We start from the raw sequence: 7,180 nt of genomic DNA on the forward strand, positions 1-7,180 counted from the left end.
GCACCGGCGGCCCCCGCCCCGACCGACGCCGACGTGTCCGGCGTCCCGACCCTCGACCCGCTCGTCACGCAGCGGGCCGACCCGTTCGTCACCCACCCCGTGGACGGCACCTACTACTTCACCGGCTCGGTGCCGGAGTACGACCGGCTCGTGGTGCGCGGCGCCCCCACCATCGCCGGCCTGGCCACGGCGACCGAGACCGTCGTCTGGCGGCGACCGGCCAGCGGACGGATGGGCGGGCACATCTGGGCACCGGAGCTGCACCGCATCGGCGGCAGGTGGTACATCTACTTCGCCGCCGGCGACTCCGACGACGTGTTCCGGATCCGGATGTACGTGCTGGAGTCCGTGCTGGCCGACCCCCGCGACCCGGCGGGCTGGCAGTTGCGGGGACAGATCCGCACCGAGTGGGACAGCTTCGCCCTCGACGCCACCACCTTCGCCCACCGGGGCCGCCGGTACCTGGTCTGGGCGCAGAGCGAGCCGGAGATCGCGGTCAACTCCAGCCTCTACATCGCACAGCTCGCGAACCCGTGGACACTGGCCACCAAGCCGGTCCGCATCGCCACCCCGACCCGCTCCTGGGAGGTGCAGGGGTTCGCGGTCAACGAGGGCGCGGCGGTGCTGGTCCGCAACGGCCGGGTCTTCCTGACCTTCTCCGCCAGTGCCACCGACTCCCGGTACTGCATGGGGTTGCTCACCGCCGACGCCGACGCGGACCTGCTGGACCACCGGTCCTGGGTGAAGCGACCCGAGCCGGTCTTCGTCAGCAACGAGCAGACCAGGCGGTGGGGCCCCGGGCACAACTCGTTCACCGTCGCCGAGGACGGGGTCACCGACGTGCTGGTGTACCACGCCCGCGACTACCGCGACATCACCGGCGACCCGCTGTACGACCCGAACCGGCACGCCCGGGTGCAGAAGCTCTACTGGGACGCCGACGGCACCCCGCTGTTCGGGATCCCGGTCGGCGCGGGCGGCCCGATCGTGCGGCTCTCCCCCGCCGACGCCAGCCGGTACACCTTCGTCCGGCACGTCGGGTCCACCGTCGTGGTGGACACCGACTCCCGGGCGCTGGCCGACACCCAGTTCCGCATCGGCGTCGGCCTGGCCGGGGCGGACACGGTGTCGGTCCAGTCGGTCGACCAGCCCGGCTGGTACCTGCGCGTCGTCGACGGCACCGTCCGACTCGACCCGGCACGCGACGATGCCGGGTTCGCCGGCCAGGCGAGCTTCCACCGGGTACCCCGGGCGAACGGGCGGGTCTCGCTGCGCCTGGCCGGGGTCTCCTCGGCCTTCCTCCGACACGAGGACGGACGGCTCACCGTCGGCCCGGCCGTCCCCGCCCACCAGAGCACCTTCCGCCTGACCTGACCGCCCCCGCCCCCGCCCTCGCCCCCGCCCCCGCCCCCGCCCCCGCCCCCGCCCCGACGATCTTGCAGTTGCCGCCCCGGCACATGCCGCATGAGGCCCTTTCCAGAGGCCGGAACTGCACGATCGCGGGAAGGGTGGGGCGGGGGCGGGCGTGAGGGGTGGGGCCGTCCGGGTGGGTGGGGGTGGCCGATCGATGGCGGCGCAGGGCACCGTGCGGTTGCCGGCTCCCGACTGGTGGCACAGAACCACGATTCGCGTCTTCCCTTGCGAAATCGCAGCTCATACGCTCGGTGTCGTCTTGATCAATATCCCGGAAGGGAACCAGATGCGACAAACCATGTCACCGTCGCGCGCGACGGGCGTGCGCCGGTTGGCGGGCGCCGCCACGGTCATCCTGCTGGCGAGCACCATGCCCGTCCTGGTCGGCACCTCGGCGAGCGCCACCACCAGCACGTCGAACTGCAGCACCGACCCGACCGCCCGGCTGGCCTCGGTACCGAGCCCGGAGGAGTTCCTCGGCTTCCCGCTCGGCGCCGGCCAGGAGCGCCCGGTCACCAACGAGGAGGTCACCAACTACCTCGCCGCGGTGGACGGGGCCTCCAAGCGGGTCCGTACCGGGGTCATGACGACCAGCGTGCTCGGACAGCCGCTGCCGTACGCCATCGTCTCGACCGAGACGAACGTCCGGCCGGCGAACCTGCGCGCGCTCGCCGAGGACATCACGGCGCTGCGCGACCCCCGGACGATGACGGCGCAGCGGGCCAAGGAGATCGCCGCCGACGCCCCGGCGATCGTCTGGGTGACCGCGAACGTCCACGGTGGCGAGAAGAGCGGCACCGACGCGGCCCTCAAGACCCTGTACGAGCTGGCCGCCGGCCTCTCCTGCGAGGTGGCCGAGCGCAACGAGAACCTGGTCACCATCGTCGTGCCGACGCAGAACCCGGACGGCCGCGACGCCAGCCGCCGGCAGAACGAGTACGGCTTCGACATGAACCGGGACTGGTTCGCCCGGACCCAGCAGGAGACCGACGGCAAGCTGGAGCTGATGCGGCGCTACCCGCCGCAGGTCTTCATCGACGCCCACGAGATGGGTGGCCGGCAGTACTTCTTCCCGCCGAACGCCGACCCGATCCACCACGAGATCTCCGGTCAGGTGGTCGACTGGATCAACCGGATCGGTGACGCCAACAAGGCCGGCTTCGGGTACAACGGCGCGTGCGGCGCGGGTGTCACCACCGAGTGCTACTTCAACTACTCGACCTACGACCTCTTCTTCATGGGGTACGGCGACACCGTGCCGGCCGCCGGCTTCGGCGCCGCCGGGATGACCCTGGAGAAGGGCAGCGCCTCGGCCCTGCCCGACCGGGTGCAGCAGCAGTTCAACGTCATGTGGTCGACGCTGGGCTGGTCCGCCGCCCACCGGGAGGAGGTGCTCAACGGCTACTTCCAGCAGTGGCGGGACGCCCTCGCGCAGGGCCGGGCCGGCACCCTGGAGCCGAACGAGGTGCTCCAGCCGGGCAACTCGGTGCAGTTCCCGGTGCCGTCGCAGGAGATCCGGTCGTACTTCCTGCTGCCCGACCGGCAGCTCGCCGACGTGCGGCAGCTCGTCGAGCGGCTGCGCCGGATGGACGTCGAGGTGTACCAGGTCAAGAAGCCGCTGCGACTGCCCCCCGCCAGGATCTTCGGCGGGCGCAGCGCGACCAACCTGACCGTGCCGGAGGGTTCCTACTGGATCCCGATGAACCAGCCGCAGAAGCACTGGATCCAGTCCGTGATGGGCGAGGACCCGCACGTGCCGTTCCCGTACTTCTACGACGTGTCGTCCTGGAGCAACCCGCTGCTGATGGGCGTCAACGCGGTCTACACCGGAGCGGACGTCCGGCCCAACGCCGAGCTGATCGACAAGATCGTCAACACCGGGGGCGGAAAGACCCTCGCCGCGCCGCCGAACAAGGGCTCGTACAGCTTCGAGCTGGACTCCGCCGCCGCGGCCGAGTACGCCTTCAGCCTGCTGGGCCGGGGCGTCGACCTCCACCGTGACCTGGAGACCGGCACCGTCAGCTTCCCGGCCGTCCACCTGACCCGGGAGTTGAACAAGTCGGCCAAGGAGTTCGGGGTGACGCTGACCCCGTACACCACCGGCGCGGTCGGCACCCCGATCGGGCTGCCGGACGTCGGGCTGTTCCAGGGCACCGGCATCACCACCACCTCCGGCTCGCACGGCGAGGCCCGGTACGTGCTGGGCAAGCGGTGGGGGCTGGACCTGACCCCGGTCACCACCGCCGACATCAACGACAACACGGCCGCCTTCACCGGACGCAGCGTGCTGCTCGTCCCGGACGGCAGCAACGCCACCGGTGGCCTCACCGCCGCCGGCCAGGCCAACCTGCGCGCCTGGGTGGCCTCCGGCAAGACGTACATCGGCCTGCGTAACCAGGGCACCCGGATGGCGCGGGCGGCCGGGCTCACCTCGACCACCGAGAAGCCCAAGCCGACCGGGTACACGGTGATCGGCTCGCACCTGCGGGTCGACGTGGCCGACAGCCCGGTCTCGCTGGGCCGCCCGGCCGAGGACTTCGAGTTCAACAACAACGACTCGATCCTCAACCCGAGCACCACCGGCACGAACGTGCTCACCTACCCGACCGGGAACACGTTCTGGGCCAACGGCTACACCGTCAACGCCGACGCGCTCAAGGGCACGGTGGCGCTGGTGGACGAGCCGACCGGGGCCGGGCGCGCGGTGCTGTTCGCGTTCAACCCGCTGTTCCGGGCGTACAACGAGAACGGCCTGCACCTGGTCGCCAACGCCCTGCTCTACCCGAGCAGCGGCGCCCCGGCGGCCCGGGTGGCTCCGCAGACCGCCCCGACCGTCGACCCGGCCCGTGCCGCCGCGGCGGCGGCCCCGGTCGCCGACGACCAGGGTGGCGAGTGGCGGCCGATCACCATCGAGGTCGCGGCCGGCGACCTCGGGCGTACCCGGGCGGTGGTGGAGACGTTCACCAGCACCGCCACGGTCGCGCAGGCCGACGGTTCGGCGTACCTGACGATCCCGAACCCCCAGGGCCTCCAGGCCGACGAGCACCCGTTCCTGGGTGACCTGGTCCGGACCCTGAAGGCCGACGGCATCCCGCTGCGGTCCGTGGTGGGCTGACCCGCGCCGGGGGGTGGGTCCGGCACACCGGACCCACCCCCCGGTCCCCTCCCCCGACCACGACGCCCGTGGACAGGCGGCACCGGGGCGGACGTGTCGGCCGGTCGTCGTACCCTGTGGGCGTCATCGGTCCGTGATTCCGACGTCGACAAGGGGTGACCCGCGTATGCCGCACCGCAGCCCGCGATGGATCTGGGCGGGCCGCCTCGTCGGCGCGGCCATCGTCCTCGCGCTGGTGGGCTACCTGACCTCCGTCGAGTTGGCCAGGGCCAACATGGTCGCCGGCTGTGTCAGCGCGATCGTCGCCCTGGCCGCGCTGACGGCCCCGTACCTGCTGCCGGCACGGCCCGGAGCAGCGTCGACCGGGCCGGGGACCGACCGGGCCGAGGAGACCGGTGCCGCCACCGCGACCGGCGGCGGCCAGGCCACCACCGGCGTCCGGGCCGGTGGCAGCGGTCGACCGGCCCGTGCGTACCGGACCGGGGCCGCCACCGCGCACGGCCCCGGCTCGACCGCCACCTCGGGAGTGACCCGCCAGCGGTGAGCGTCTTCCGGCCCCCGGCGTCGGCACAGCCCGGCGGGAACTCGGCCAGCCACACCGGCCCCGCCACCGCCAGCCACGGCGCGGTGGCCAACAGCGGGATCATCCAGGGCGGCTTCCACCAGTACCTGCCGCCCGCGCCACCACCGTCCTGGCCGCTGCGGGTGGGCACGGTGCCACCGCTGGCGTCGGCGTTCCAGCCCCGCAGCGGGTTGCGGGACACGATCCAGGCGGCCCGGCAGCTCGGTGCCGATGTCCTCCTCACCCAGCGGCACACTGCGCATCTGCTGGCCGGGATCGGTGGCGTGGGCAAGACGCAGCTCGCCGCCGCGTTCGCCCACGACGCGCTCGCCGATCGCGGGACCGACCTGGTCCTGTGGGTCGACGCCGGCACCCCCGACCAGATCGTCACCAGCTACGCCACCGCCGCCGTCCGCGTCCAGGCCCCCGGGGCGGTGGGTGCCGACCCGGCCACCGCGGCCAGGTGCTTCCTGGACTGGCTGCACACCACCGACCGGTCCTGGCTGATCGTGCTGGACGACGTCACCGATCCCGCCCGGCTGAGCGGCTGGTGGCCGCCTCGCCACCGGAAGGGCTGGACCCTGGCCACCACGCGCCTGCGGGATGTCACCCTGACCAGCTCCGGCCGCCGGGCCATCCCCGTCGACACCTACACGCTCCAGGAGGCGACGGCGTACCTGACCCGACGACTCACCGAAGCCGGCTACGCCCACCCGCTCGACCCGATCGGCGAACTCGCCGACGCGCTGGGGTACCTGCCGCTGGCGCTGTCCCACGCCGCCGCGTACCTGGTGCAGCAGAACGAGCCCTGCCCCACCTACCTGGACCGGTACCGCGACGGCGAGCGGCGGCTCGCCGACCTCATGCCCGCCGACCTCGACCCGGACGAGTACGGCCGACCGGTGGCGGTCACCCTGCTGCTGGCGCTGGACGCCGCCGACGCCGCCGCCCCGCCGGGGCTGGCCCGCCCGGCCCTCGCCCTGGCCGCCCTGCTCGACCCCGCCGGGCATCCCGACAGCATCTGGACCAGCAGTGCCGTCACCCGGTATCTCGCCGGGAGTCGCCCCGACGGGAGCGCCGAGCAGGACGTGACGGCCGAACACGCGCGCAGGGCGATGCGGCTCCTGCACCGCTTCGGCCTGGTCGAGGAGACCTCCCCCGGGCCGCGAGCGGTCCGGATCCACGCGTTGACCGCCCGGGCCATGCGGGACACCCTCGACGACCTGACCACGGTGGCGCACGCCGCCGCCGACGCGCTGATGGAGATCTGGCCCGCCATCGACCATGCCGTGCACGGCCTGCCCGAAGCGCTGCGCGCCAACACCGCCGTCCTGTCCTCCCACACCGGCGACGCGCTGTGGCATCCCGAGGCACACATGGTTCTCTACCAGGCCGGCCGGAGTCTCCTGAACGCCGGCCTGCACGCCACCGCCGCCGCCTACTGGCGCACCACGGCGGACACCGCCATCCGTATCCTCGGCCACCGCCATCCGCACACGCTGACGGCCCGCGCCAACCTCGCCCACTCCCACCAGCAGGCAGGCCGCACCCGCGAGGCCATCGACCTGCACGAACAGGTCCTCGCCGACGACATCGGCAGCCACGGCGACCGCCACCCCGGCACCCTGACGGCCCGCACCAACCTCGCCAACGTCTACCGGCAGGCAGGCCGCTTCCACGAGGCCGTCGACCTCCTCGACCAGGTCCTCGCCGATCGCGTGAACATCCTCGGCGACCGGCACCCCGACACGCTGATGGTCCGCGTCAACCTCGCCAGCGCCTACCGGGAGGCGGGCCGCACCCACGAGGCCATCCGCCTGTACGAACGGGTCCTCACCGACAGCAGCCGCGTCCTCGGCGACCGGCACCCCAACACCCTGACCGCCCGCGCCAACCTCGCCGTCTGCCACGCGCAGGCGGGCCGCATCCACGAGGCGATCGACCTGATCGAACGGACGATCCTCACCGACTGCGTCGAGATCCTCGGCGAGCGACACCCCGACACGCTGAGTGCCCGCGCCAACCTCGCCCACTGCTACTGGCGGGCGGGCCGTGTTCGCGAGGCCATCGACCTGGAGGAACAGGTCCTC

At 72.8% G+C, this 7,180-nt stretch carries 4 protein-coding genes; all 4 read left to right on the forward strand.

The window, feature by feature from the left end; translation table 11 throughout:
• On the forward strand, positions 1-1,374 hold a 1,374-nt coding region (locus tag AWW66_RS30640), incomplete at its 5' end, for a family 43 glycosylhydrolase (protein WP_067373881.1).
• 325 nt (positions 1,375-1,699) lie between these two features.
• Complete coding sequence (locus AWW66_RS30645) at positions 1,700-4,528, forward strand: M14 family zinc carboxypeptidase (protein ID WP_157528196.1); 2,829 nt, start codon at positions 1,700-1,702, stop codon at positions 4,526-4,528.
• Between the two features lie 166 nt (positions 4,529-4,694).
• Positions 4,695-5,072, forward strand: a complete 378-nt coding sequence (locus AWW66_RS35795; protein ID WP_067373886.1) for a hypothetical protein — start codon at positions 4,695-4,697, stop codon at positions 5,070-5,072.
• Positions 5,069-7,180: tetratricopeptide repeat protein (locus AWW66_RS30655; RefSeq protein ID WP_067373889.1), on the forward strand; the 2,112-nt coding region annotated here is incomplete at its 3' end. The genes AWW66_RS35795 and AWW66_RS30655, both read left to right, overlap by 4 nt.

It is taken from the genome of Micromonospora rosaria (assembly GCF_001567585.1).
Taxonomy (GTDB): domain Bacteria; phylum Actinomycetota; class Actinomycetes; order Mycobacteriales; family Micromonosporaceae; genus Micromonospora; species Micromonospora rosaria.